General features: G+C 36.9%; 16 protein-coding genes and 1 pseudogene. 9 read left to right on the top strand and 8 right to left on the bottom strand.

What is annotated here, in order from left to right; all coding sequences use genetic code 11:
• Positions 1-298: pseudogene (locus MT391_RS13965) on the top strand (site-specific integrase); the annotation flags it as partial.
• Positions 299-463: 165 nt separating this feature from the next.
• Complete coding sequence (locus MT391_RS13970; protein ID WP_166372060.1) at positions 464-715, top strand: DUF2498 family protein; 252 nt, start codon at positions 464-466, stop codon at positions 713-715.
• A gap of 228 nt (positions 716-943) precedes the next feature.
• Here the strand turns inward: MT391_RS13970 and MT391_RS13975 are convergent, their stop codons facing one another.
• Positions 944-1,195: a hypothetical protein gene (locus MT391_RS13975; RefSeq protein ID WP_499498628.1), complete on the bottom strand. Its 252-nt coding sequence runs from the start codon at positions 1,193-1,195 to the stop codon at positions 944-946.
• A gap of 456 nt (positions 1,196-1,651) precedes the next feature.
• Here MT391_RS13975 and MT391_RS13980 point away from each other — a divergent pair, with 456 nt between their 5' ends.
• Positions 1,652-3,073: an MDR family MFS transporter gene (locus tag MT391_RS13980; protein WP_499498629.1), complete on the top strand. Its 1,422-nt coding sequence runs from the start codon at positions 1,652-1,654 to the stop codon at positions 3,071-3,073.
• A gap of 39 nt (positions 3,074-3,112) precedes the next feature.
• Here MT391_RS13980 and MT391_RS13985 read toward each other — a convergent pair whose 3' ends face one another.
• Entirely contained in the window at positions 3,113-4,837 is a 1,725-nt protein-coding gene (locus tag MT391_RS13985; protein ID WP_499498631.1) for a GGDEF domain-containing protein, read from the bottom strand.
• A gap of 255 nt (positions 4,838-5,092) precedes the next feature.
• On the opposite strand from MT391_RS13985, the gene MT391_RS13990 reads away from it, so the two are divergent.
• On the top strand, positions 5,093-6,325 hold the full coding sequence (locus tag MT391_RS13990) for an NRAMP family divalent metal transporter (protein WP_166372064.1): 1,233 nt from the start codon (positions 5,093-5,095) through the stop codon (positions 6,323-6,325).
• A 184-nt stretch (positions 6,326-6,509) separates the two neighbouring features.
• Here MT391_RS13990 and MT391_RS13995 read toward each other — a convergent pair whose 3' ends face one another.
• Entirely contained in the window at positions 6,510-8,567 is a 2,058-nt protein-coding gene (locus tag MT391_RS13995) for a bifunctional 2',3'-cyclic-nucleotide 2'-phosphodiesterase/3'-nucleotidase (protein ID WP_499498633.1), read from the bottom strand.
• 902 nt (positions 8,568-9,469) lie between these two features.
• Between MT391_RS13995 and MT391_RS14000 the strand changes: the two genes are divergently transcribed.
• From MT391_RS14000 to MT391_RS14010, 3 genes are all read left to right on the top strand, one after another.
• A complete protein-coding gene (locus MT391_RS14000; protein ID WP_499498635.1) occupies positions 9,470-11,140 on the top strand; it encodes a diguanylate cyclase domain-containing protein in 1,671 nt (556 codons plus the stop codon).
• Between the two features lie 194 nt (positions 11,141-11,334).
• Positions 11,335-12,747 carry an esterase-like activity of phytase family protein gene (locus tag MT391_RS14005; RefSeq protein ID WP_499498637.1) on the top strand — a complete coding sequence of 471 codons (1,413 nt, stop codon included), beginning with the start codon at positions 11,335-11,337 and terminating at the stop codon, positions 12,745-12,747.
• 893 nt (positions 12,748-13,640) lie between these two features.
• The gene (locus MT391_RS14010; RefSeq protein WP_499498638.1) at positions 13,641-14,477 is read left to right on the top strand and encodes a nitrate- and nitrite sensing domain-containing protein; all 837 of its coding nucleotides are present in this window, start codon (positions 13,641-13,643) and stop codon (positions 14,475-14,477) included.
• A gap of 63 nt (positions 14,478-14,540) precedes the next feature.
• Here MT391_RS14010 and MT391_RS14015 read toward each other — a convergent pair whose 3' ends face one another.
• From MT391_RS14015 to betI, 5 genes are all read right to left on the bottom strand, one after another.
• On the bottom strand, positions 14,541-15,020 hold the full coding sequence (locus tag MT391_RS14015; RefSeq protein WP_166372072.1) for a MarR family winged helix-turn-helix transcriptional regulator: 480 nt from the start codon (positions 15,018-15,020) through the stop codon (positions 14,541-14,543).
• 149 nt (positions 15,021-15,169) lie between these two features.
• On the bottom strand, positions 15,170-16,387 hold the full coding sequence (locus tag MT391_RS14020) for a BCCT family transporter (protein ID WP_499441723.1): 1,218 nt from the start codon (positions 16,385-16,387) through the stop codon (positions 15,170-15,172).
• A gap of 269 nt (positions 16,388-16,656) precedes the next feature.
• Complete coding sequence (gene betA, locus MT391_RS14025) at positions 16,657-18,342, bottom strand: choline dehydrogenase (protein WP_499441721.1); 1,686 nt, start codon at positions 18,340-18,342, stop codon at positions 16,657-16,659.
• 8 nt (positions 18,343-18,350) lie between these two features.
• Positions 18,351-19,817 (bottom strand): betaine-aldehyde dehydrogenase, encoded by a 1,467-nt coding sequence (betB, locus tag MT391_RS14030; protein WP_499498640.1) that lies wholly within the window; start codon positions 19,815-19,817, stop codon positions 18,351-18,353.
• On the bottom strand, positions 19,805-20,413 hold the full coding sequence (gene betI, locus MT391_RS14035) for a transcriptional regulator BetI (RefSeq protein ID WP_166372076.1): 609 nt from the start codon (positions 20,411-20,413) through the stop codon (positions 19,805-19,807). The genes betB and betI overlap by 13 nt, the downstream gene beginning before the upstream one ends.
• A 728-nt stretch (positions 20,414-21,141) precedes the next feature.
• Between betI and glpT the strand changes: the two genes are divergently transcribed.
• Together glpT and glpQ are read left to right on the top strand one after the other, a co-directional pair.
• Positions 21,142-22,512 (top strand): glycerol-3-phosphate transporter, encoded by a 1,371-nt coding sequence (gene glpT, locus MT391_RS14040; protein ID WP_499498642.1) that lies wholly within the window; start codon positions 21,142-21,144, stop codon positions 22,510-22,512.
• Positions 22,513-22,889: 377 nt separating this feature from the next.
• A complete protein-coding gene (glpQ, locus tag MT391_RS14045; protein WP_499441718.1) occupies positions 22,890-23,969 on the top strand; it encodes a glycerophosphodiester phosphodiesterase in 1,080 nt (359 codons plus the stop codon).
• Positions 23,970-24,011 lie beyond the last annotated feature (42 nt).

Below are 24,011 nucleotides of genomic sequence, written 5' to 3' on the forward strand. Positions count from 1 at the left end.
GTTAATAATAATGAATACATTAGATCATATAATTAGGCGGAATGGTATAAATCGGTTTGAACAATACTCCAAATTTAAGGACTTTAAACTGTTCCACTTTCAACAAGCAGTGGGTTTTAAAAAGCACTTAACGAATCAGAAAAATGAAGCCACAAATAATCCATTAAGTAAGGCAACCCTACATACAACATTACGCCATTTAAAAAGCTTCTTTCAATGGCTAGCAATGCAAGGTGGTTATAAATCACCGATTAATTATAGTGATACTGAATATTTTAATTTATCTCCCAAAACTTAGTTTTAATTTCTAATTTCTAATTTCTAATTTCTAATTTATTAATATTCTTAAATTCGCATAATAATAGCAATCTCGATTATTTAACAGTTTGCTGCTTTAACTTGCGGTTTACCTGTGACTCTGGGTAATATATTACCCATAAGTATTCATTACAGGAATAAAGCAATGAGCAACGATAAACAAACAATTAACAGTGCTGACATTATTAAACTAGCCAATGCACAGTTACCAGAGCATGAAGATTTTATCGAAGGCATTAAGGTAGAAGCTGTGTCAGAACAACATGGTGTGATCACCTTTAAAGGGGAATCCTTTTTAGATGACGAGGGCCTACCAACAGCAAAAAGTATGACTGCATTCAACCTATACAAATGGCTCTGCCACCATTTCTCAAATAAATACACGTTAGTTGATTGAGAGCGTAATAACAAAATACTCCATTCTTCTTATCTTATGTGTCTACTTTTAGAAAAATAAAGTAGGCAAATAAAAAGAACTAACCCCTGAAATTCACACCATGAACTATTTGTCAGAATAAGGCCCTGGATCAGATCTTTGTTTTTGCCTTTTCAACATTAATAAGGACAGCGTTTATTGCTCATCCTCATTATTCCATTTTAAATATTTCTATTTAAATGCTCTGTGTTAGTGCTGAGTGGGGTTGGTGCCATTGCGTACTAAATCTTGGCCTGTTTGAAAAACTTCTTCTGTAACCCAACGTGATAGTAGTAATTGATGCTTATCATCTAATACTGCGACGAAGCGGCGTCCATCTTTATTGTTTGTTGCTAATGCTAAACCTTCGATGTTCGTAAGCCCTAGTCCACCGTTTTCAACGAGTTTTAAAAAATTTTCTAACTCTGTTAACGTTGAAATTATCTCTGCATTGTTATTCATAGTGCTATTCCTATTGTTATTCTTTTTGTTGCCAAATAAATTATTGTTGGAATGTTACGGTGTTTACTTTTTTAAGGCAATCTTTGGCTCAGAGAAGGGGGCTTCTCTGCTATATAACTATTGATAATAATGCCAGGTTATAAAGTGAAATCTGCGTCATCCTTTTATCTCTCTCTGGTTTTATATTTACTAAGTGAATTCTTTACACTGGGGATTACTTACACCTTAAGTTTAATTATGTCAGTTCTGTTGTGCTTATATCTGTAGCTCTTTTACGATCAGAAATAGGTTGATGTGTCTTGGTAATCTGTCATTATTTAAGCTGTTAATTTTTAAACTGCTAATTTTTTGATTTGCTAACTATTATGTGAATCTAAGAAACGATTTGAAACTATTAATCATTAAAATAATGAGCGTCAACTTGAACCTATTATCTTCGTTATCTCTTCCAGTATCATGAGTCAGCCTTTAACGCGACAAGCTTTTTTAGTGTTTTTTTCTGCGGTCTTTTTACCGATGTTTTTGGCTGCCGTTGATCAAACTATTTTGGCAACAGCGACACCTAGTATTGTCGGTGATCTTGGTCAGCTTCATTTATCTTCATGGATAGCGATTGGCTATCTACTTGCTACCGTGGCATCTGTTCCTATATATGGTTGGTTAGGAGACCGTTACGGGCGTCGTAATGTATTGGTCTGGGCGTTAGGTATCTTTTGTATTGGTTCGGTCGTTGGTGGGTTGGCTGAAAACATGTCGCATATGATCATCGGCCGTATTATTCAAGGTCTCGGTGGCGGTGGCTTGATGAGTCTTTCTCAAGCGCTGATCGGTGAACTCATTCCACCCAGACAGCGTGCTAAATACCAGGGTTATTTTGCCTCTATGTTTGCTTGTGCAAGTATTGGCGGACCGGTGATAGGTGGTTTAGTGGTCACCCATTATTCTTGGCATTGGTTATTTTGGGCGAACATTCCATTAGCTGCGATTGCCGCTTGGCGTTTAATGCGTTTAACATCTAAAGTGGATTTAGCACATCGCCATCGACCTATCGATTGGGTTGGGCTGATGACTTTTCCCATTTTATGTTGTTTATTTCTTTATTGGGTCTCGGTTGCAGGGCAAAGTTTTGAATGGTTATCTTTGAACAGTGCTTATTACCTTGTCCTCATTTTGTTATTAGCGGTGGTTTTTTATCGTAATCAAGTTCGCCATTCGACGCCATTTTTACCCAATGAGCTACTCAAAAATCGCGCTATCTATATTCCGTTAATCACTTCGATGTTGTTTGCTGCTTGTATGTTTGCATTGATTTTTTTCTTGCCTATTTATTTACAGTTAGGTTTAAAGACTAATGCTGCTACTTCGGGATTATTGTTATTACCGTTAACTGTTGGGCAAATTTCTGGCGCGTTGATCAGTGGACGTGTGATGGCTAAAACAGGTGTGCCTAAATATATTCCAGTAGTGGGAATGAGCTTATCAACGGCTGGTTTTATTGCATTGGGAAGTATACCGCCTGAGCCTATGTTGATAGCAATACTAGGTATGTTTTGTGGGATTGGCTTTGGTACTGTTATGCCTACTACTCAATTAGTGATTCAAACTGTTGCTGGTAAAGCTAATATAGGCTCAGTGACTGCATTAGCGTCTTTGTCGCGTAATTTAGGTGCTGCGGTAGGTACTGCTTTGTTTGGTGTTTTGATTTATACCTTGCTTCCAGAGTTTGATCATAATACCAGTATTGAGATGTTACGTAGTGGCCCACAGGAACCGATTATTAATGCATTTCAAACGGCTTTTTATGTTGCTGCTGTGATCACTACTTTGGCTGCGCTTAATGCTGCTCGTGCGCCTTTAATTTTACTCGCTAACGAATAAACATAATGGTTTTACTCAAAGTATTTAAGCGGCCTAAGATTAATCAAAGGTAACTTGGTTTTTGCCGTTACCTTTGGAAACATACAAAAAGTTATCGATTCTTTTGAAGATTGAATCTTTATTATCTTGGTCTTTAATTTCAGTTAAACCGATGCTAAGCGTGACATTAGCCTTGTCTTGATAAGTCAGACTTTCATTTATTATGATCCTGATTTTTTCAATCACGGTTTTACTTTCTATCAAGGTCGTATTTGGGAAGATCACAATAAACTCCTCACCCCCTATTCTAAAAAGCATATCGTCATTTCTAATGCTGCACCTTAGCGTTTTGGTGATCGCTTTTAATACGCCATCTCCAAAGCTATGACCGTAAGTATCGTTTATCTCTTTAAAGTCGTCGGCATCAAAAATAGCTATGGAGAATGTTGTGCCATACCTTTTATATAAAGAGACTAATTCTTCAATTTTTTCATCGTAAGCTTTCCTATTTTTAACCTCGGTTAAGGGGTCGATATAGGATAGTTCTTTATTGATTCTAATTTGGTCATTTAACCTTGTTAGCATGCTGTTATAGCTATCGATTAGGATGCTGATATCTTTAATTGCTGATGTTTCATTTTCAATCATCTGATTGGTTTGAATGACCTTGGTGATAGAGGTGATTTTTGATGTTATTTCTCTCTCTTTAAACCACTCACAGAAAATTAACACCAGTAATACTAAAATAGTAATGAATAAAAAGGTACTCAGGTTATCGTTTAAATTTTTATCTAAAGGCTCCATAGGAAAAGACGTTTTGATAAATAATAAGGTGCCACTTTCATTGCCAAATAGTGAACTAGTCGCTGAGTAAAAGTTCATTGTATTTTCTGCTTTATCTACAAAACTTATTAACTCTTCATTCAATGGTATGATTTTTTGTAAGGCTTTATTTAAGCTGATGTCTCTGGTATCGACTTTGGCAAGATCAGCTAATCGTTGATCTTTTAGGGGAATGTTGATGTCTAATAAAAACTCATTGGTGATCTTTTTGCAATATTCATTATGCTCAAACTTAGAACTGAAATCTGTCGATTTTACGTTAATATCTTGAATAAAAAATTCAGTGGCTAGGTATAAATTAGTTTTACTTGCGTCAGAGGTAAGGTAATGTAATTGCTTGTTTATTTCATTACTATAATCCAATGAAAAACCTATTTGAAGAATATATTTTCCATCATCGGATAATTTAATAAGGTATCTTTTGAGTCTTGAATCCATGTCGAGTTTAGGCGATGAAATATCAATGTTAATGGTTTTATTGAATATTTGGTCAAATAGACTTTTGACGCTTTTGAATTGCCCCAGATTAAGCCCTATTTCTTTTTCATAAGAGGCTTTTTCAATAATGTACTCTTTATTGATCATGAATATTTCATACTGACCAAAATCTACATTTTTGTTTAATTCTCTTTCAATTTTTTTGAGGTCGAAGTCTTCTTTCTGGTTTTTATATAATTCGAATAATTGATCTAGTTTTGCAAGGTTTTCTGCTTCAGATTGAATGAATTGATACTCTAGTTTATCGAAGATTAATCTAAATTTTTCTCTTATTTCTAATGATTTGTTGTAGCTAGTATTTTTGAAGTTTGCAGAGGTGTTTTCATTAGATGAAGTATATTGGTAATAGAGACCAGAAAATATAACGATGAAAAGGCTGACGAAGACAAATACGTTAAAAGCTTTTAAGCTAGTTTTGTTACGGGTAGGGTCATATATCCGCATAATATTTCAAAATATTTGTCATTTTCATGATGATTTCACTTTATTGTATATTAATAAATGATATTACATGATTAGTTAACAAAATAAAGTATTTCACTATGAAATAGGTTACTAAGTAAACGCTTATGCCATTCTGCTTCTGACCCCGCTAATTAGCTGGCTTTAAAGGTTTTTAAAAATAACGACTTACTCTTTTTTATTTGCATTAATTTCTGTATCTTAGCTGTCCATATTAATGCACATCTAGAGTTATTCATGAATCAATCCGTATCAACCCTAAAATCACGTCTTAATGCTTTTGGCCCCGGTATATTAATGGCTACTGCTGCCATTGGTGGCTCTCATCTCGTTGCTTCTACACAAGCTGGTGCTATTTTTGGTTGGCAATTGTTATGGTTAATTGTTGCCGTTAACGTCCTTAAATATCCTTTCTTCCGGTTTGGTGTTGAATATACATTGGCCACAGGTAAAAGTTTAATTGAAGGTTATCAGAGTCGAGGCCCATGGTTTTTCTATAGCTTCATCGTACTCAATATTATTGCCGCGATAGTTAATACGGCAGGGGTGATTTTATTAACCGCTAGCCTGTTGCATTATGCCTTGCCCGTTAGTGTTTCTATTACTTTATTATGTTGGTTAATTTTAGCGGTCTGTTTAGTTATTTTATTACTTGGGCACTTCAAAGCGTTAGATAATGTCGCCAAAGTGATTATGGTGATCCTCACGATTACCACTGTGATTGCTTTTATTATTGCCTTTAATAATGGTGCAATGGCGCCTGCTGATTATGTTGGCCCATCTCCCTATGAATTAGTCATGCTAAGTTTTATGGTTGCGTTAATGGGTTGGATGCCAGCACCTATTGAAGTTTCTGCATTAAGCTCTTTATGGTTAAAGGAAAAGCAAACGCAACAGGTGATCAGTAGAGAGCAAGGTTTACTCGACTTTAATGTAGGCTATTGGCTAACGGCTGGACTCGCGTTAGTCTTTTTTGGGTTAGGCGTATTAGTTCAATACGGACAAAGTAGTACGGTTGTATTAGGTGGTGTTGCATTTGCGAAACAACTTATTGATATGTATGCCATGACCATCGGTGAATGGGCACGTCCTTTAGTGTCTATTATTGCTTTCCTGTGTTTATTTGGTACGACCTTAACGGTACTTGATGGTTATGCTCGAACGCTTAACGAATCTCATAAGTTGTTAGGTTTTAAGCAATCTAAGCATAGTTTGAATATTTGGTTATTATTGCAATCTTTTACAGGGATGGCGGTTATTTTATTTTTTAAATCATCGTTAGCCCCAATGCTAACCTTTGCTATGACACTGGCTTTTGTGACGACCCCTGTATTTGCTTGGCTTAATTTTAAGTTGGTTCGTTCTGAAGAAAGTATTAAACATGGTCCATTATTACGAAGCTTAAGTTGGTTAGGTTTATTGTATCTGGTTGGCTTTGCTGCCACCTTTGTTATCTGGAAAATGTTGTAACTTAATCTATTTTACTGGGCATTGGTTAGTGGGTGTTGGCTAGTGAGTAATGGCTAGTGCTTAGGGAATTAAAAAAAGCTTGAAAGCAGACGCTTTCAAGCTTTTTGTTTGGCTCTTTTTACAGGCTAAAAATTGCCTGTTAAAGATTGGTTAGTAGTACACTCTTTAATCTTGTTTAACTGTATTATTTTATTGTAGGTGTTAAATCAATATTATAAACCGCAAATCCTAGTTCATCGCTATCTGCTCGTTTGGTTAATGAACGTTGTCCGTAGGTTGCAATAAAACTATCTGCTGTTTCACTATTTTGTGTTTCAAAACGAACATCTAATATCACTGATGCATCAATATCTAGAAAATCCCAGTTATTATCTGCAGAAGGATTAACAGTTCCGTTAGCCTCTGTTTCAGAAGTTATGTAAGCCGCCAACACATCACGGTTAGTATCTGGTTGCTCCATCACCACATAATTACTACCTGTACCTGCAAACTTACCGCCGAATGCACGATAATTATTGGTCGCAATAATAAATTCTTGGGCTGCTAGCTCGTCGCCTGTGATTTCATTGTCTTGATCATCGGTATAGGTTAAATCAACAATACGTTGAGCATTAGGGTTAATAACGGCACAGTCACCATCAAATTTGCTGGCTTGAGTAACATCGACTTTGTAAGTGACTCCATCAATGACATCAAAGTTATAAGTACGGTGATCTTGCCAATTAATTAAGTATTGAGGTTCGGTACTATTTTTATCAATTTGATTAAACTGATTAACACTACACTCTAGCCAATCTTGTAATTGTGCGCCTGTCACTTTAAGTGCAACGACTGTATTTGGATAAAGGTATAAATCGGCTGCATTTTTGTAAGTTAGGTCGCCGCTCGGTACTTGAACATAAGAATCAGCATCTGAACCTGCACTATGTCGGCCACCTGCTTTAAAGGGAGCAGCAGCAGACAACACTGGTAATCCTTTGAGTGATTGGTTATCCGATGCTGCTACTTGATCTTTAACGTATTGCATCTGTGCATTAGAAACAATCTGAACCGTTGGATCGTCTTGTACCAAGGTTAAGTAACTGTACATATCACTATCAGCTTTACCGATTGGGGCATTTACAAACTCCAAGGTTGCAGCATGTTCGATAGCGACTGCATCTTGTATATCTTTGTCTGCATCAACTACGGCTACATTAATGTTTTCTTGATTGCGAGCATAGATTTGGCGTGACTCGGATGTGGCACTTTTTATTGTCCATTTTTGGTTGCTGTATGTTAAATCAAAATCGATAACGCCTAGGTTATCGCCCCATCGTCCAGGCATTACCGCAGGAATACCGTTAATTAATCCCTTTTCTATATCAACATTTGGGATATCGGCAAACTGTGCACTTGGGAAAACAGAATGGCTGTGGCCAAACATGATGGCGTCGATACCGTCAACGGTTGTTAACGCATAGGTGGCATTTTCTGCATTAACGTCGCTAGGGTTCTCACTTGAACCAATACCAGAGTGAGGAATCGCGATAATAATATCTGCGCCTGCCACTTGCATTTCAGGGATAAATTTCTCAGCGGTTTCGACGATACCTTTAACGGTAACTTTTCCATCAAGATTTTGTTTATCCCACTGCAGGATTTGTGGTGGAACAAAACCAATATAACCAATATTAATACTACGTTCTTCACCATTGTTATCAGTTATTAGCGTTTTTTTAATTAAGTAAGGTGTGAATAAATTATCGCCTGCTTCTTTGTCATCCCAACAGTCTGCTTGACAGTAAACATTGGCGTTTATATAAGGGAAATTTGCACCGTTAATTGCTTTTTCAAGAAAACTTAGTCCGTAGTTGAATTCATGATTACCTATGTTGCCGACTTCGTAATCTAACAAATTCATCGCTTTATGCGTCGGGTGAGTGGTGAACTCATTACCATCATTGAATTCACTTGCGATGTAGTCACCCATTGGGCTGCCCTGTAATAAATCTCCGTTATCAACAAGTAACGTATTATCAACCTCTGATCTAGCAATCTTGATCAAACTTGCTGTACGCGCAAGACCGATTGTGATGTCCATTTTTGTTTGGTAATAATCATAATCCATCACATTGGCATGAATATCTGATGTCTCAAGTACACGTAACTGGGCTGAAAAGGTGTCATCAGTATCGTTAGAGTTACAGCCTTGAAGACCGATTGCTGATGAAATTAACATGGCAAGAAGTGTTTTATTCAAAATATTGTTCCCTTATATTTATATTTAAGATCCGTTTTCAAAAAGTGGTTTAGCTTCAAGTCTGAGGCATCATTCTTCCAATTTTAATTGGCGATATGCATCACTACCGTTACAGGCTAAGGCGATATTATTAATCACGTTAGTTACACTTTTATGTTGGTGCTTATTTAGCCTAAGTAATCAAGACAACCTAAAGTGTGAGCTAGTTAATAGTAACGATGATTATTATTCTGAGGGTGTTATTAATTAACAAAATATGTTGTTTTTGGTGATTGCTGTATTTTTAAGATTATGATTTTAAGGTGTTTTGTTTTGTTTTTATTGAAATTGATGGGTGGAGTTTATTAGCCTATTTTTTTGAAGGCTTTAAAAGCATTGCTTAATTGTATTATTTAAAGTCTTTAGGCATTGGATAATGAATGAAAATAAGGAGTAGAAAGGATCAATAAATATTTTTAATTTACTTTTTTGAGTATTGTAAATACTAAGGGAGTTAGATATTAGAGGGCTATTTCTGCTTTGAACTTTAGGTCATTAAAGTATGACATAATAGCTGTTTTAAATAACACTTTTTAAGTCATCATGAACATTTTATTTTTTGTGTTTTTTATTAAAGCTTAGATTTAAATATTAAAAATTATTTTCAAGGATCTGATCTTTACAATATGAAGTTATGACCGTATGTGATGAGAATACTCATTTAGGGTGGGTAATTTTTGACGTTAATAATATCTATTTATATTAACTTTTACCTCGAATTAGGCTATTTTGCTGTATGCTATTTATTCTTATCTTTGATGTTTTCTATACAGATTCTACTTTTAACCAATATAGGCATGTTATTAGTGAATGTCATTTATTAGCAAAAGACTATCTTCATACTAATAATTAAAGAGGTGGGGATGAATGAAATGAAAAATACTGATAGCGTTAACGCTCTCTCTTTTGTTTTTAAGCACATCAAACACGTTCTTATTGCGTTGGCATTAATTGGTTTTTCTTTATTGTTATTGATTGGGTTGTTGCGGTTTATTGATCAAGAGATCACTTGGTTTGTTTTTTATCCCGCAGTGATAGTCGCAATACTTTATGGTGGCATTGCCGCAGGCTTCATTACAACCTTACTGACTCCCTTCATGTTATTTTTTGCCTGGCCCTGGATCTCTACACACCCTTTAATTAATAGTATTTTTGATGTGGTGGAAATGGGTTCATTCATTATTATTTGTAGTTATATCACTTATCTCCATGGCTTATTACAGCGTAATAAAGCACAACTAGCACAATCTCAATTAGCGCATCAGTCGGATCAACATGAGCATCAATTTATTACTAAACTGATTGATTCTATGCCTAATATGATCGGTTATTGGGATAAAGAATTACATTGTCAATTTGCCAATAAAGCATTCAGCGAATGGCATACACAGCAGCATAAAGATCTAATTGGTATCTCTTTTAAGGAATTGGCCGGTGAAGAACTGTTTCGCCTGAATGAGCCCCATATTAAAAATGTATTAGCGGGCAAAGCACAACGTTTTGAACGTACTCTAAAAAAGACGAATGGCTGTATTGGTAGTATTCTCGCGCAGTATATACCAGATTTTGACAGTGATGGCTCAGTGAAAGGTTTTGCTATTCAATCTAGTGAAGTGACTGAGTTAAAGGAAACAGAAGCAGAGTTAAAACTGGCAACTTGTGTTTTTGATAATACGGTTGATGCTATTTTAATTACCGATGTTAATGGCATTATTTTGTCGGTAAATCCTGCTTTTAGTTATATTACTGGTTACTCTCCAGAAGAAGCAATTGGGGAAACACCACATATTCTTAAGTCATATCGTCAGCACGAAGATTTTTATACGACCTTATGGGCGAAACTTAAGGAGCAAGGAAAGTGGTCTGGTGAAATATGGAATCGGCGTAAAAGTGGTGATATTTTTTTAGTACGTGTCAATATCAATATGGTTAAAGACGAAGAGGGTAAAGTCATCAGGTATATTTCTGTATTCAGCGATATCACCGACCTTTGGCATAAAGATGAAAGCCTAAAACATTTAGCTTTTTACGATGCATTAACTGATTTACCTAATCGCACCTTATTGATGGAGCGTTTGGGTCAAAAAATTATTAGTAGCAAACGTAAAAACAATCAAATTGCAGTGTTGTTTTTAGATCTGGATGGTTTCAAATTAATTAATGATTCATTTGGCCATAATATTGGGGATGAGCTACTTAAAGTTATTGCTAGCCGATTATTAGAACTGGTTAGGCAGTCCGATATCGTGGCGCGCTTAGGAGGAGATGAGTTTATCTTTGTTGTGGATAACCCAAAAAAGAAAGAAGAAATTTTGCATCTTGCCGAACGTATTATAGAAGCGATTAAAAAGCCGATTGAAGTAGATAGTCATAGTCTGCAAATAGGCTCATCAATAGGCATCGCGATATTTCCTGAAGATGGCGCAACTTGCATTGAATTAATTGAAAAAGCAGATCAGGCAATGTATCAATCAAAAGCATCTCAGCAACGTTCCATCCATTTTTATACTTCGAATTCGAATAAAATAGAGTGATAATTTTTCATTTTATAGTTCATTTCAAATCGCATCTCTAAGCACAACCTTCGTTGCTTCTTTACAGTATGTCCCCCTGTGCGATAAAACTGCTCTTAATTTTCTCTCGTTCATTAATTTTCTAACATTCATTAAATCGTCATATTTATTGAGTACTTTTAGCGAATAAATAATAAATTGCTATAAGGTATCAAATGTTAATAAATAAAATTGGTTTAGTGAGTGTTGTTTCTGCATTAGTGTTATTTAGTGCTGCTAATCGTAGTGTAGCTGCGGATATGGATAGTATTTTAGATACCTTTCCTAAGCAGGGCAGTGATTTGCCCTATTCAGTGTTACGCGCAGACTTAAAAGATGCAAAAACGCTGCAGCCTTTTGAAATACGTAACGGTGGATATGGCTCAGCGATGACTTCTCATCCAACTCAAAAAAATCAATTTTATGCATTAACAGACCGCGGTCCTAATGCCAATCATCAAGGTGATTATGGTAAAGGGAAGAGTTTTCCCGTTGCTGATTACACTCCTCGTATTGGACTATTTGAAGTGAAATTGAATGGCGAAATTGTGCAGATAAAGGACATTTTATTAAAGCGTCCTGATGGCAGTGTCATTTCTGGTTTACCTAATAGCTCTGCGCTAGGAGGGACTGGTGAAACTCCTTATCATGCCGATGGAAGTCCCGTATTAGTGAATGACCAACTACCCTATAACGCTGCAACTAACCCTATTAAACTAGATGATTATGGATTAGATGGAGAGGGACTAGTGGCCTTGAAAGATGGAACATTTTGGGTGAGCGATGAATATGGTCCACATATTGTTCACTTTGACCGTGATGGCGAAGAGATTACACGTATTAATGCCTTTAAAGATGACACGCGTTCGTTGTTACATTTACCTGCTGTATTTCAACATCGTCGTGCTAATCGAGGCATGGAAGGTTTAGCGATCACACCGGATCAAACAACGCTGGTGGGTATTATGCAATCAAGCATGAAGAACCCTGATAAAGCTTCACAAAAGGGCGACCTTACTCGAATTGTTAGCGTCAATTTAACTAATGGTGAAACTGAACAATATCTTTATCGCCAAGAGAAAGCCGAAAATGCTAATTCAGAAATAGCGGCATTAACTGCCAATAAATTTTTAGTGATTGAGCGAGATGGTAGCTTCCTTTTTGGTGGCCCTAAAAAAGCCAACCCTAATGCACAAAAGCAGGTATATCGAATTGATCTTACTTCTGGGACTGCGCTTTCTAGTGTGTCGTTATCCTCTTCTATGAAAGAAGATGAAAGCCATGGTTTACTGATTGATGGACTGACGTTAGAGCAATATGTGCAAAAGCATGGTTGGGATGCATTGGCGAAACAGGGCATTAAACCAGTCACCAAAAAATTGATCGTTGATATGGTCGAGGAGGTTGGTTATGCACACGATAAAATGGAAGGTTTGTGGGTCATTGATAATCAACATTTAGGCGTATTAAATGACGATGATTTTGCGACTTGGTCAACGGATGGAAAATTAGAGCAAAAGTATCTGGATAAAAACACCGTGGATGCTAACCGACTTTTCATTATTAAAAAGAATTTATTGGCAGAATAAAGCTCTATTGTTCAAGGGGCTGTTGTAGCAGCTCCTTGAAGTAAAATGGCTATATACCTTTCAAGGTAATTAATTGTTCATCTTGAAAGGTATCTGCTTCATTATATTAATCTACCTATCAATCACCCTATTAATCTGTCTATTAGTCTAATTATGCTTGCTGGTAAAAAAGAGCATTGCTGTGTTGCATGCAATCGCAATAGTTAACTATTACCCAATCATGCCACTAATAATATCTTTTCTCTTCACAATAATTGTTTCTTGAATTCGAGTAATAATCGTCATTATATTAGTTAAGCACGCACTCATCTGATTCTTCATTTCAAAAAAATGCACCATGGTATTGCACTTATTAATTCACTGCTCAGATGTTCTTTATTATTATCAGCAAGTTAAGTTTTGGTATGTTTTTTGTACCTAAATAATAATGATTAGAATTAATAAACAGGATTAATATCGAGCGAATAATATATCGACTGTTTTATTTACTTCTACAAAGGCTAATGCTGAAGATCATATTTATTCCATTAAGTATGTGTTCAAATATTGATTAGAAGCGATATATACCCGTTATCAATCGATATGCTTTATTCAGTCGTTAGCTTGGACAGCAAGGCAAGGCGTGAAATGATGACCTATCGAGCGATTAACTACGTTAATCCTCTGCCGGTAGATGTAAAAACAAGTCTTTACATCTTAAATGGCTAGTCCTTATCGAATGTTGCAACGCTGAATTGCTTTTCGAGCTAACGACCCACAGGGCAAGTTGTGAGGCAAGCATCTTGAATGGTAACGGGTATAGGTTAACCAACAACAACGATCTGTTATTTAGAGGGATGGGTATAAGCTCAATGAAGTTGTTGAATAGCTAGAGGCAAAGTGAGGGCATGGATATGACAATCTATATCATTATTTTATTACTGATGGTGTTGTGTTTGGTACTGTTACATCACTATAAAAATAAGCAAAAAAAAATATTACAAACACAGGGTCTAGCTAATATTACTTATTTAAAGTCGTTGATCGGAGCAGTACAAACTTATCGAGGTTTAAGCTCTGCTTGGTTAAACGGAGATCAAAGTAAAAAAGCGATGCTACTTACTTTTGAGCAACAAGCTAATAGTGATATTAAACACTTGCAACAATATATGCTATCCAATCAAGGTGGGCATTGGGATTCCTTTGTGGATCATTGGGGGCGTGTCAATCAGCCGGGTAATACTAATGATGCCGATAACACCTTTAAACAACATACACAGATGATCGCTAACTTAATATACCTGTTGGAAGATGAAGCGGAGCATAAACATTTAAATGCTATGTCGTTAAAGCAACTAAGGCATATCGGGTTGGTGTGGAGAGAGTTGATAAGAGCAACTGAAACGATTGGGCAGTCTAGAGCCATTGGAGTCGGTGTTGCGACTAAAAAGCAGTGCTCTGATCTGGATAAAGTCCGTTTATCTTTTTTGCAGCAAAAAATGCAAAAAATAATCAATGATGTATTGCCAAAACTAGGTTCACTTGAGAGTGAAAAAGAACAGCATAAACTCTTATTAACCGCTGCGATATCAACAATATTGTGTTTAATGGAAGCAATTGAAAGTAAATTAATTGAAGCAGATAAAATAACCATCAGTCAGAAACAATATTTTACATTGGCTAGCAACAGCATCAAATCACTAGATGACATTTTCAAACATCAAATAGAACAAATAAAGCAGGTTATTTAACTAATATCGTACCTTGTCTCTTTATTAAAGTTCTCTATTAAGGCTCTCTATTAAAGTGATCCATTAAGATTCACCATCTTGGATGGTACCCACCAATAATACTGGTGCTGCATCCAGCTCAGTCGCATCCATCATTGATGCAATACGTTCTACTGCGGATAATAATTGGCTTTGTTCCCACTCTTCAAGGTGCTGATAACGTTTAATGAAGTGTTCTTGCAAAGGTTGGGGTGACGAGCTGAGAACAATTTTTCCGGTTTCGCTTAATGATAAATGAACTTTACGTTTATCTGTTTTGCTACGCGTTCTGATCACGAAGTCGCGTGCTTCTAAGCGATCGATAATAGTGGTCACAGTGGCGGCACTGAGCGTTATTTCTTGGGCAATTTGTTTGGCAAGCGGCGCTTCTAGTTGAGCAATTTTTCTCATTACTAATAGCTGGGGTCCCGTTAACCCTGATTCTTTATTCAATTGACGAGAGTGAATACTGATCGCTCTGATCACTCGGCGTAAAGAAATTAATAATTGCTCGTGCTTTTCCATAAATTCAACCTTATTTTTTGCGTAGCATAACAAAAATAACCGTAACTCTCATATAAAAAAAGCAGAATAATGAAGGTCATTATTCTGCTTTTTTGATCATCTGCTTATTAATTAACGCAGAAGGTTAAACTTATAAAGTTCTGATGGTATTAATCCATTAACTCAATTTTAGTAAAGTCAATTTTGTTCTCTTTTGGAGAGCGTTCAATATCAGATACTTTACGGTAATGGCCTATCAAGATGTAACCAAAACAACCTAAAATTAAGCCAATTGCTAGCGCGCCTACCCATTGGATTTGTAAAAAATCTAATTTGAATAGTAAAGTTAAAGCGCTCAATAACGTAATGTTACCAACGATATAAGGAATTTTACCAAAGCGTTGTACGGTTAAGTTTAAGTTATCAGTGTATAAACGAACCAGTGAATCAAGTGAATTTATTACAAAGGTAATACCTACAATGACCATAGCTAAGTTATAAAATCCTGCTGTCGAGATTGCATTTGCACTGTAGTAGTAAAGTACAGTAAACCAAATCGCAATTGGGATAGAAGGGAATATCATCATTGCTGCTAGTACTTGATAAGTTCTCATACCACTTACAAAACGAGAGGTAAATTGACCAATCATGATGCTCCAAGCGAACCACCAGAAAAGGTAAAACTCATGGTAGTCATTAAGCGGTAAGACAAAATGATTTATATTAGCAAAGTAATCACCTATCAATCCAAAGGTAGTAAAGAACTCACCAACACTTGAGTTATCAGATAAGAAAGCGCCAGACCACATAATGAGGATTAGTGCAAAGAATAACCAGCTACTACCTAAACTTAAAATGCGTACGTAACGAATACTTGTGCTTGAATATACAGCCGCTGCGATCGCTAAGAATACGATTAAGTAAAAGCTACCAACGATCGATTCACCATCACCAATACCTGGTAAATACCAAGGTAAGTTAGTTAATAGTAAGTATGCGGTAAAGGCACAGGTACCAATAATAACAACATTGTTAATAAATTTGATCAGCGGCACTTCGAAAAATTTAACTCTTGGCTCAATGACACAAAAGTAGAAACAAGTCACAAAGTAGAAAGCCCAAATCAAGAATGCCCAAAATCCAAACTCAATAGAGAGCGGATTAGTGAAGCCATATTCAGGACTTGTCGCTATATCCGCATAACCTGCAAACTCAGTGAGCGGGAACATGATCAAACCTACATCTAAACCAGAGGTAAATAAGATTGCGATAAAGGTAAATTTACGCACTGGCGTGACACCAATACATTGCATATTACCCCAACGATATAAGATAAAGGCAATGGCGGCAAAAACGAACAAAATACCGGTTGATAACCAAAGAGTCATTATGTAGCCTCCCAGTGGATAGTGTTGATAAACATAGATAATTCCTTGTTTTATGTTTTAAAACGCTACGCCATTATTTTTAAGACAGTCTTGCCCTCAAACCTTAAGTATCGTATTGATAATGGATATCGGTCACGATAGTTAAACCCTGAAAAATAACGTAGTTTAATAGGTCATTTGCATTAATTGCTTAGGCTGACCTTTTACCTCGCTTTTGCCATCGTTTGTTGTAACGCATTTGATGACAAAAGATTAAAAGCTGGTGGCTATTAACTAGTTTTACGCTTTGGTGCGGTTAGTCGCTGACTAGTTTGCCAATCATCGGCTACGATTACTTTTGCCGTACTAGGCGCTAGTAATGTCTTCCCTAAAATAATATCTGCTGCCCGCTCTGCGACCATGATCGTTGGCGAGTTCAGGTTACCGTTAGGGATAGTTGGGAAAATCGATGAATCAACAACACGAAGTCCTTCGATGCCATGCACCTTAGTTTCTGAGTTAACTACTGCCATCTCATCTTCACCCATTTTGCATGAGCAAGAAGGATGGTAAGCACTTTCAACAGAGCTTCTGACAAACTCATCAATTTCTTCGTTTGTTTGTATTGTTAGTCCAGGTTGGATCTCTTCACCACGATATTCATCTAAACCCGGTTGATTAATAATTTCACGTGTTAAACGAACACAGGCTCTAAAGCCTTCAATATCATCTTGGTGTGATAAATAGTTGAATTGAATCTGTGGCGCTACATTGACATCACTTGAAACAACTTTGACTGCACCACGGCTTTTAGGCTTGTTATGGCCAATATGTACTTGGAAACCGTGCCCGGCAAACGCTTCTTTACCGTCATAACGCATTGCTGCAGGTAAAAAGTGATATTGAAGATCTGGCCATTCTAAACTCGCTTTAGATCGTATAAATCCACATGATTCAAAGTGATTGGTTGCACCTAAACCTGATTTATTTAAGATCCAACGAATACCAATTAATAATTTATTAAGCGGATCTATTTTACCGTTCAGTGAAATAGGCTTTAAACATTTGAACTGGAAGTAAAACTCAAGATGATCCTGCAGATTTTCACCGACACCAGGTAATTCATGTTGTTGCTCAATACCCGCTGCTTGTAATGTTTCTGCTTTACCGATACCTGATAATTGCAAAATATGTGGCGAGCCAATCGAGCCTGCGCTCAATAACACTTCTTTATTACAAAGCTGATCGATTATTTGTCCCTTCACTTCATAACGAACACCAACTGCTTTTTTATCTTCAAGCAATACTTTATGCACTAATGCGTGAGTCACGACGGTGAGGTTGTTACGTTTCATTGCAGGTCTTAAGTAAGCATTTGCAGTCGACCAACGCACACCATTTTTGACGGTCATGTGCATGGGGCCAAAACCCTCTTGTTGTTCCGCATTATAATCAGCAGTTGCTAAATAACCGGCATCTACACCGGCATCAACAAACGCTTGATATAATGGGTTTTTCATATTGTTGCCATTATTAGTGGCAAGTGGACCTGTGTCACCACGGTAATCATTACCGCCAAATGACCAAGTCTCTGCTTTCTTAAAATAAGGTAAGCAGTGAGCGTAATCCCAATTATCAGCACCTGCTTGCTGCCATTCATCGAAATCACGTGCATGGCCACGTACATAAACCATACCGTTGATTGACGATGAACCGCCTAATACTTTACCGCGAGGGCAATGCATACGACGATTATTCAAAAAGGGTTCAGCTTCAGTTTCAAACTGCCATGCATACTTTTTGGTGTTCATTGGAATCGAGAGGGCAGTTGGCATTTGAATAAAAATGCTCTTATCACTACCACCTGTTTCTAGTAGTAAAACTTGATTGTTTGCATCTTCTGATAAACGGTTTGCAAGTACGCAACCTGCGCTACCTGCACCCACAATAATATAATCATAATTTGTTGTAGTCATAGTCATCCTTAAAATGGGCTTTCAAGATTTTGCATGCCAACATATACCGCTTTAATTTGGGTATAAGCTTTTAATGTTTCACTGCCATTCTCTCGGCCAATACCTGACATTTTGTAACCACCGACAGGCATTTCAGCAGGTGAAGCACCGTAAGCATTGATCCAGCAAATACCGGCTTTAATTTGGTGTATCACACGGTGAGCGCGGGTAATATCTTGGGTAAAGACGGCCGCTGCTAACCCTAGGTGAGTATCGTTTGCACGTTTCACAACTTCTTCTTCTTCAGAGAAGGTAAGTACAGACATAACAGGACCAAATATCTCTTCTTTAGCGATTGTCATTTGGTCTGTACAGTCAGTGAAAATTGTCGGTGCTACGAAATAACCGTGAGGGGCATTGTCTGGTTGTAATGCTGTACCGCCAGTCAATAATGTTGCACCTTCTTTTTTACCTATTTCAATATAATCCAATACTTTTTGCTGGTGGTCTTTTGAAATCAACGCACCGAAGTTTGTTTCCGGCTGCATTGGGTCACCACAAATAATATTTTGCTGTGTACGCTCAACCAGACGCTCAATAAATTGTGGGTAAATATCTTTTTGTACAAATACACGTGTACCATTGGTACATACTTCGCCCTGTGTATAGAAGTTGCCTAGCATTGCAGCAGAAACGGCATTTTCTATATCAGCATCATTAAAAATGATTAACGGTGATTTACCGCCTAATTCCATGGTCACTTCTTTCAGTGAGCTAGCGGCTGCTGCCATTACTTTTTTACCAGTACCAACTTCACCAGTGAAAGAAACTTTAGCGATATCTTCATTACCGGTTAACCAAGCACCAACGCGTCCATCACCTTGTACAACATTAAAAACACCATCTGGCACACCAGCTTCAGTAAAAATTTCTGCTAGGCGCATCGCCCCGCGTGGTGTTTCTTCTGAAGGTTTAAAGATCATTACATTGCCACAGGCTAAAGCAGGAGCTGCTTTCCAACATGCAATTTGTAATGGATAGTTCCAAGCGCCAATACCGGCACAAATACCCAAAGGCTCACGACGGGTATAATAAAAATCGTCGCCGACGGTTTGTTGATTACCTTCAATACTTGGCGCAAGCCCTGCAAAAAATTCAATAGAATCAGCGCCTGTTACAACGTCAACTTCTGAAGCTTCTTGCCATGGTTTACCCGTATCTAATACTTCGCCTGCTGCAAGGTCATCATTGTTTTCACGTAATAAAGCCACTGCTTTAAGTAAAATTCGGCTTCGTTCTATTGCTGTCATTGCTGACCAAGTAGCAAACCCTGCTTTTGAGCTGGCGATCACTGCTTGTTGTACTGCTTCTGTCGCAGTTTCTACTAAGTAACTAACTTGCCCTGTCGCAGGGTTAATCACTTCAAATGTTTCACCGGTTCCGTTGGCGATATATTGGCCATGTACGTAATTTTGATAAACGATTAATGATGACATTGATTTTCTCCATACTGCTTAAGAACAGTATTAATAAAGGCTTTAGATAAAATTTGAGCTTGTTTGAAGTCTTCTTCTGGTGCGGGGCTTAACGCACTGCGAAGCCAGAAACCATCAATTACAGCGGCAGTTTGTTTGGCTGCGTCAATGGCTGCTGAAGGCGGTAATAACTGTTTAAAACAAAACAGTAAATTACTGTATAAACGCTGACTATTGATGTTTTGCAATCTTGCTAAGCCTGGTTCATGCATCGCTTGAGACCAAAAACTTAACCAGGTTTTTGTTGCTGCACTTGAACGCTGTAATTCGGTAAAGTTTGCTTCGACGATCATTGCAAGGCGATCCACAGGGGATAACTGCTTATCTGAAATTCTGATTAATAATGCTTGTTTTAATTGATCGAGAAGATATCTGAGTGCGGCTTCTATTAAGCCCTGCTTACCACCGAAGTAATGACTAATAATGCCCGACGACATACCTGCTATGGCACTGATGGTATTGATAGTGGTGTGTTGTAAACCATGATGCTCAACTGACGTTAATGTGGCGTCGATCAGTTGCTGTTGTCGCACTTCTTTAACAGCCGGTCTGGCCATAAATAACTTCCCTTTTATTTATTATGAGTCATAAAACGTTATTAATTGAACGTTCAATTAATAACAATCCTAATGATTAGTGCACTAACTATCAAGGTCTAATTTTAATTATCTTGACATTTTTTGTTAATGGAATGAGTGTTTTTTGTTGCTTTTAAATCTCTTTTTTTGTTGTAAGTTATTGTTTAATAATGATTTGAACCTGTATTTGTAAGCTAAATGTAAAAAAATAGTTGTAGTTAAAATAGTTCTTGTTGTAACTATTTTTTCTGTTTTATTTGTCGGATAGTACAAGTTGTATGTTTTTGTTAAGCGCGATCTTTGTTTATTATTGGTTAAATTTTACTTAGAAAGGGGAGGAAATGATGTCGTGGGTGTTAATTAAATAGCTTGATTAATGGTATTCGTTTTCGAATACTTTCGAGTTTCATTTGGGGTGAAGGTAATAACTTAAAAATGCTATTGTCGCTTTATTTACTTTATTTACTTTATTTTTTTAATTTTTTAATCAATTTTTTCAAGGTATTACCGTGATTAGCATGTTATTGTGCTTTTTTTGTTGATTTGAATCATTTTGTTTTCGATTGTGATCCATTTGGCAGTATTTTATGTTCGTTCGAACTATATTGCGCTCATAAAGCAGTTGATGTCGCGAGAGGAATATTCTCTTGTATAAAAACTAGCCAATGATTCTTATACCGTCCTCATTTACCCAAGGAATACCCGTTATGTTAAACATTTTTCGGCCAATGGCGCATATTGATCGCCTGCCTGAAAACCAAGTAGATCCATTGTACAAACGCTTACGTTGGCAATTGTTCTTAAGTATCTTTATTGGTTACGCAGGTTATTATTTAGTACGTAAAAACTTCAGTTTGGCGATGCCTTTTTTGATTGAAGAATATGGTTATAGTCGCGGTGATCTTGGGGTTGCGCTGGCATCTGTTTCTATTGCCTATGGGTTATCTAAATTTTTAATGGGGAATATCTCAGATCGTTCTAATCCTCGTTATTTTTTGAGCGCCGGTTTGATGATGTCTGCTTTAGTGATGCTGTGTTTTGGTTTCATGCCTTGGGCAACCAGCAGTATTACCGCTATGTTTATCCTTTTATTCTTAAATGGATGGTTCCAAGGAATGGGGTGGCCTGCTTGTGGTCGAACCATGGTGCATTGGTGGTCGCATAAAGAACGTGGTGGCATAGTGTCGGTTTGGAATGTTGCACATAATGTTGGTGGTGGGTTAATTGGTCCATTATTCCTTTTAGGCTTATGGGCTTTTAATGATGATTGGCGTGCCGCTTTTTATGTTCCAGCTTTCTTTGCTTTATTAGTTGCTGTTTTTACTTTCTTAACAATGAAAGATACTCCACAGTCTTGTGGTTTACCGGCCATCGAAGAATACAAAGATGATTACCCTGATAACTATACAGAGTCTTTTGAAAAAGAGATGACAGCAAAAGAAATCTTCTTTAAGTACGTATTCAATAATAAATTATTATGGTTTATCGCGATCGCCAACGCATTTGTTTACTTAATTCGTTACGGTGTACTTGACTGGGCACCTGTTTATTTAAGTGAAGTAAAAGAGTTCTCTGTTGATAAATCTTCATGGGCTTACTTTTTATACGAGTGGGCTGGTATTCCTGGCACGTTATTGTGCGGTGTAATTTCTGATAAATTATTTAAAGGTCGTCGTGCACCAGCTGGTATTTTATTCATGCTATTAGTAACTATTGCTGTGTTAATTTATTGGTTCAACCCTGCTGGTAATCCAATGGTTGATATGGCTGCCTTAGTTGCGATTGGTTTCTTAATTTATGGTCCTGTTATGTTAATCGGTTTATACGCGCTGGAACTTGCGCCTAAAAAAGCAGCGGGTACAGCGGCTGGTTTAACTGGATTATTTGGTTACCTTGGTGGTGCGGTAGCGGCTAATGCATTATTAGGTTACACGGTAGATATATTCGGTTGGGATGGTGGATTCTTAGTCATCGTAATTGCATGTGGTTTATCTATATTCTTCTTAACGCTTGCTATGCTTGGCGAAAATAAGATCCATAAGCAACGTAAGTTAGATTTAGAAAGTAAAACCGTTTAAGTCTATGTAATTAAATGTTATACATATGAATTAAAACAATCTTAACTTATTGAAATTAAGACTAAAACCCGTATTGGTTCATCGCTAATACGGGTTTGTTTTTTTAACCATAGCAATCTATGAATGCTTAATTGCATTAAGGATTGGTAATAATACCAATACTGTTAAATAGCCGATCATTTTTGTTGGTTAGAATGCTTCACTTCTGCGTTAGAAGTTTTGCAAAGGGAATAACAGTTTAGCGCAATCTTTGCTTTAAACCTTTGCTTTAAATTGAAGCATTTTTCCTGCCCAATGATTGATCAAATAGTTAATAAAGTTGGTATAAGTCAGCCGTTATTTAGCGGTTACATTTTATGATAAGGATGGATCAAACGATGTTTACAAAATTACCCCGTTTTAAAAAATTATGCTTAGGAATAATTGTAGCACTACCTATTATCAGCAGTGCTTATGCAGATAAAATCGTGGTTGCCCATCGTGGTGCAAGTGGTTACTTACCTGAGCACAGCATGGCAGCAAAATCTATGGCTTATGCTATGGGCGTTGATTATATCGAACAAGATGTAGTGATGACTAAAGATAACGCGTTAGTTATTTTACATGATCATTATCTAGATGGTGTTACTAACGTTGCTGATGTTTACCCAGATCGTAAACGTGAAGATGGCCGTTATTACGCTATAGATTTCACCTTGGATGAAATTAAAAAGCTAAATATGACAGAAGCCTTTAAGATCAAAGATGGCAAAGCAACGGCTGTTTATCCTAAACGCTTCCCTCTTTGGAAATCGCAGTTCAAAGTACATACTTTAGAAAATGAAATTGAATTGATTCAAGGTTTGAATGCTAGCACTGGTAACAATGTAGGTATTTATGTTGAAGTGAAAGCGCCTTGGTTACATCGTCATGAAGGTAAGGATATTAGTGCAGCAGTATTAAAGGTCTTTAAAAAATATGGTTATACGAAAAAATCCGACTTAGCTTATTTTCAATCCTTTGATGCGAATGAATTAAAGCGTGTTAAAACGCAACTATTACCTGAATTAGGCTTGGATGTTAAATTGGTTCAATTGATGGCTGAAACCAGCTGGAATGAGACAATGGAATATCAAGATGGTAAGGCGCAACCTTATAATTATGATTGGATGTTCAAACCTGATGCAATGAAAAAGATTGCTGAATATGCTGATGGTGTGGGTCCATGGAAGCCAATGGTCGTTGCTCCTGAGTCCACTAAAGATGAGCTTGTATTCACTTCTTTAGTTAAGGATGCACATGATGCTGGTATGGAAGTTCATCCTTATACTTTCAGGTTGGATGAAGGAAGAATTCCTGCTTATGCAGAAAACTTTGAAGATTTATTAGATATTTTCTACAACAAAGCCAATGTTGATGGTGTCTTCACTGATTTCCCTGATCGTGCGGTTAACTTTTTAAAGCTAGATAAACAATAAATCGAGCGTCTTTCGCATGCTCAATGAAGTTTAATGTGAAAA

Origin of the sequence: Vibrio sp. 1-Bac 57 (genome assembly GCF_037546855.1) — a bacterium.
Lineage (GTDB): Bacteria > Pseudomonadota > Gammaproteobacteria > Enterobacterales > Psychromonadaceae > Psychromonas.

Coding starts and splice junctions, on each gene's coding strand:
- MT391_RS13970 (WP_166372060.1), top strand. CDS start 464: ATGAGCAACGATAAACAAACAATTAACAGTGCTGACATTATTAAACTA.
- MT391_RS13975 (WP_499498628.1), bottom strand. CDS start 1,195: ATGAATAACAATGCAGAGATAATTTCAACGTTAACAGAGTTAGAAAAT.
- MT391_RS13980 (WP_499498629.1), top strand. CDS start 1,652: ATGAGTCAGCCTTTAACGCGACAAGCTTTTTTAGTGTTTTTTTCTGCG.
- MT391_RS13985 (WP_499498631.1), bottom strand. CDS start 4,837: ATGCGGATATATGACCCTACCCGTAACAAAACTAGCTTAAAAGCTTTT.
- MT391_RS13990 (WP_166372064.1), top strand. CDS start 5,093: ATGAATCAATCCGTATCAACCCTAAAATCACGTCTTAATGCTTTTGGC.
- MT391_RS14000 (WP_499498635.1), top strand. CDS start 9,470: ATGAATGAAATGAAAAATACTGATAGCGTTAACGCTCTCTCTTTTGTT.
- MT391_RS14005 (WP_499498637.1), top strand. CDS start 11,335: ATGTTAATAAATAAAATTGGTTTAGTGAGTGTTGTTTCTGCATTAGTG.
- MT391_RS14010 (WP_499498638.1), top strand. CDS start 13,641: ATGACAATCTATATCATTATTTTATTACTGATGGTGTTGTGTTTGGTA.
- MT391_RS14015 (WP_166372072.1), bottom strand. CDS start 15,020: ATGGAAAAGCACGAGCAATTATTAATTTCTTTACGCCGAGTGATCAGA.
- MT391_RS14020 (WP_499441723.1), bottom strand. CDS start 16,387: ATGACTCTTTGGTTATCAACCGGTATTTTGTTCGTTTTTGCCGCCATT.
- betA (WP_499441721.1), bottom strand. CDS start 18,342: ATGACTACAACAAATTATGATTATATTATTGTGGGTGCAGGTAGCGCA.
- betB (WP_499498640.1), bottom strand. CDS start 19,817: ATGTCATCATTAATCGTTTATCAAAATTACGTACATGGCCAATATATC.
- betI (WP_166372076.1), bottom strand. CDS start 20,413: ATGGCCAGACCGGCTGTTAAAGAAGTGCGACAACAGCAACTGATCGAC.
- glpT (WP_499498642.1), top strand. CDS start 21,142: ATGTTAAACATTTTTCGGCCAATGGCGCATATTGATCGCCTGCCTGAA.
- glpQ (WP_499441718.1), top strand. CDS start 22,890: ATGTTTACAAAATTACCCCGTTTTAAAAAATTATGCTTAGGAATAATT.